This is a genomic window from Diaphorobacter sp. LR2014-1 (genome assembly GCF_002916785.1).
GTDB lineage: Bacteria > Pseudomonadota > Gammaproteobacteria > Burkholderiales > Burkholderiaceae_C > Diaphorobacter > Diaphorobacter nitroreducens.
In genome coordinates this window covers 1-3,371 of the sequence record NZ_MTBE01000082.1, presented here as the reverse complement: position 1 = coordinate 3,371, position 3,371 = coordinate 1, and the positions used below count along the sequence as shown (strand labels likewise).

At 60.9% G+C, this 3,371-nt stretch carries 2 protein-coding genes, 3 tRNA genes and 1 pseudogene; all 6 read left to right on the top strand.

The annotated features are described in order from the left end of the window. Nucleotides 1-919: IS5-like element ISDisp1 family transposase (locus tag BV908_RS21935; protein WP_103737516.1), on the top strand; the 919-nt coding region annotated here is incomplete at its 5' end. A 152-nt stretch (nt 920-1,071) separates the two neighbouring features. Continuing rightward, a pseudogene (locus tag BV908_RS21925) lies at nt 1,072-1,629 on the top strand (IS3 family transposase); the annotation flags it as partial. A 150-nt stretch (nt 1,630-1,779) separates the two neighbouring features. After that, nucleotides 1,780-1,865, top strand: a tRNA-Tyr gene (locus BV908_RS21920). A 48-nt stretch (nt 1,866-1,913) separates the two neighbouring features. Continuing rightward, nucleotides 1,914-1,987 (top strand) — tRNA-Gly (locus BV908_RS21915). A gap of 41 nt (nt 1,988-2,028) precedes the next feature. Further along, nucleotides 2,029-2,103, top strand: a tRNA-Thr gene (locus BV908_RS21910). Between the two features lie 75 nt (nt 2,104-2,178). Beyond that, nucleotides 2,179-3,369, top strand: a complete 1,191-nt coding sequence (gene tuf / locus BV908_RS21905) for an elongation factor Tu (protein WP_103738096.1) — start codon at nt 2,179-2,181, stop codon at nt 3,367-3,369. Nucleotides 3,370-3,371 lie beyond the last annotated feature (2 nt).

Here is a 3,371-nt window from a genome sequence, read left to right as displayed (position 1 = left end):
GCCACCGGAGATGCTGCTCAAGGCCTTGCTGCTGCAGATCCTGTTCTCCATCCGCAGCGAGCGCCAGTTGGTCGAAGCGATCAACTACAACCTGCTGTACCGCTGGTTCGTGGGCCTGAACATCGAAGACAAGGTCTGGGACCACTCCACTTTCAGCGCCAACCGCGAACGTCTGTTCAACGAAGACCTCGCCCGCGCCTTCTTCGAGCGCGTCAAGCTCAGTGCCCAGTGGGGCAAGCTCGCCAGCGACGAGCACTTCAGCGTGGACGGCACGCTCATTGACGCCTGGGCCTCGCACAAGAGCTTCAAGCGCAAAGACGACGACAGCGGCACGCCGCCTGGGCGCAACCCCGAGGTGGACTTCAAGGGGCAGGAGCGCTGCAACGACACCCACGAGAGCACCACGGACGCCGATGCCCGGCTGTTCAAGAAGAGCCAGGGCGACAAATCCCGCCTGTGCCACATGGGGCACATCCTCATGGAGAACCGCAACGGGCTGATCGTGGATGTCGAGATCACCCACGCCAGCGGCACGGCCGAGCGCGAGGCGGCGCTGGCCATGTTGGAGCGTCGGGGCAACAGGAACAAACGGGCCACGGTCGGTGCCGACAAGGGCTACGACAGCAAGGCCTTCATCAAAGGCTGCAGAAAGCTCAAAGTCACGCCCCACGTGGCGGCCAAGGACAAACACTCGGCGGTGGATGCGCGAGTGACACGGCACGAGGGCTACAAGACCAGCCTGAAGGTGCGCAAGCGCATCGAAGAGGCCTTTGGCTGGATCAAGACCGTCGGTGGTCTGGCAAAGACCAAGCTGATCGGTCAGGCCAAGCTCACGGGCCAGGCGCTGCTGTGCTTTGCCACCTACAACCTTGTGCGAATGGGCAGCATCGGCGGCTGGTGGGACGCGCATCATGCGTGAGCCCAGGGATACGTGCGCCCGAAATGGGCGGGAGGGCCTGCAAACCGGCCAGATGGGCCGTTGCAATCGCTGCGCAGACGCGTCTGGGCAGCTCGTGTCTTCGCACTCAGCGTCCCTGATGCGTTCGAAAAGCACTTTTTCAACGGCCTGCTAAGGACCGTGGCGTGCGCAATGCCGTGACCAATAACGTACTGGACCGGCGGTTCCAGGCTGACTACCCGAACCAGAGGTGGGTAGCCGACTTTGCCTACATCTGGACGGCAGAAGGCTGGCTGTACGTAGCAGCGGTGCTGGACCTGTACTCGCGGCGCATTGTGGGTTCGTCTATGCAGGAGAGCATGTGTGGCGTCGGGCAAGTCGGTGGCCTTGCAGCATCACTCGGATCAGGGCAGCCAGCACACCAGCGAGCAGAGGCTGCTGGATGAACAGGCCATCACTTGCAGCATGAGCCGGGCCCGCGAGGTCTGGGACAACTCGGCCATGGAGAGCTTTTTTCGTTCTCTCAAGATCGAACGCATCGCCAGGAGGTGTACTGAACACGAACGCAGGCACGTTCAGATGTATTCGATTACATCGAGTGCTTCTACAACCCGACGCGCCAGCATTCGACGCTCGGCTATCTCAGTCCGTACGGTACGAGCAAACTCAAAAGGCTTAGGTTGGTGTCAACGGAACAGGCAGCAGCCCACTCAACCAACAGCCGCCCATGAGTCGCATCCTGGCCATGAGTAACCTCCTGGAACTCAACGGCTAGCTCGCCAAACCGTCGCCACCGACTACATAAAGATCCGCCACGACTAAAACAAAAAATAGTGACATCGGCGCAAGGACCAAAAAGGCTGTATACTTCTAAATTCTTCGGAGGGGTGCCCGAGTGGCTAAAGGGGGCAGACTGTAAATCTGTTGGCTTACGCCTACACTGGTTCGAATCCAGTCCCCTCCACCAGATTGTGGTTTGAAGGCGTTGGACCGTACTTGCGCGAAATTCGGTCTTGCGGGAGTAGTTCAATGGTAGAACCCTAGCCTTCCAAGCTAATGACGCGGGTTCGATTCCCGTCTCCCGCTCCACGGTTTGGATAGGTTGGTTAAGAGGAGTTTGACTCCTTGTTGCCCATGTGGCTCAGTGGTAGAGCACTCCCTTGGTAAGGGAGAGGTCGCGGGTCCGATTCCCGCCATGGGCACCACAGTTTCAGGTGCGTCTCCGTTTGGGGTGCATCAATATTTGTCGTGTTGGTGTAGATTTTTTCGGAGTCGAAAAGATGGCAAAAGGTAAGTTTGAACGTACCAAGCCCCACGTGAACGTGGGCACGATCGGTCACGTGGACCATGGCAAGACGACGCTGACGGCGGCCATCGCCACGGTGCTGTCCAAGAAGTTCGGCGGCGAAGCCAAGGGCTACGACCAGATCGACAACGCCCCTGAAGAAAAGGCGCGCGGCATCACGATCAACACCTCGCACGTGGAATACGAAACGGCCACCCGCCACTACGCCCACGTCGACTGCCCCGGCCACGCCGACTACGTCAAGAACATGATCACCGGCGCCGCTCAGATGGACGGCGCCATCCTGGTGTGCTCGGCCGCTGACGGCCCGATGCCCCAGACGCGCGAGCACATCCTGCTGGCCCGTCAGGTGGGCGTGCCCTACATCATCGTGTTCCTGAACAAGTGCGACATGGTCGACGACGAGGAACTGCTTGAGCTGGTCGAAATGGAAGTGCGCGAGCTGCTGGACAAGTACGACTTCCCCGGCGACGACACCCCCATCATCCGCGGCTCCGCCAAGCTGGCCCTGGAAGGTGACCAGTCCGACAAGGGCGAACCCGCCATCCTGCGCCTGGCCGAAGCCCTGGACACCTACATCCCCACGCCTGAGCGCGCCGTGGACGGCGCCTTCCTGATGCCCGTGGAAGACGTGTTCTCCATCTCCGGCCGCGGCACCGTGGTGACCGGCCGCATCGAGCGCGGCATCATCAAGGTCGGCGAAGAAATCGAAATCGTCGGTATCCGCGACACGCAAAAGACCACCGTCACCGGCGTGGAAATGTTCCGCAAGCTGCTGGACCAGGGCCAGGCTGGCGACAACGTGGGCCTGCTGCTGCGCGGCACCAAGCGCGAAGACGTCGAGCGCGGCCAAGTGCTGTGCAAGCCCGGCTCCATCAAGCCCCACACCCACTTCACGGCTGAGGTGTACGTGCTGAGCAAGGACGAAGGCGGCCGTCACACGCCCTTCTTCAACAACTACCGTCCCCAGTTCTACTTCCGCACCACCGACGTGACCGGCTCCATCGAACTGCCGGCCGACAAGGAAATGGTGATGCCCGGCGACAACGTGTCGATCACCGTGAAGCTGATCAACCCCATCGCCATGGAAGAAGGCCTGCGCTTCGCTATCCGCGAAGGCGGCCGTACCGTGGGCGCCGGCGTCGTTGCCAAGATCATTGCGTAATC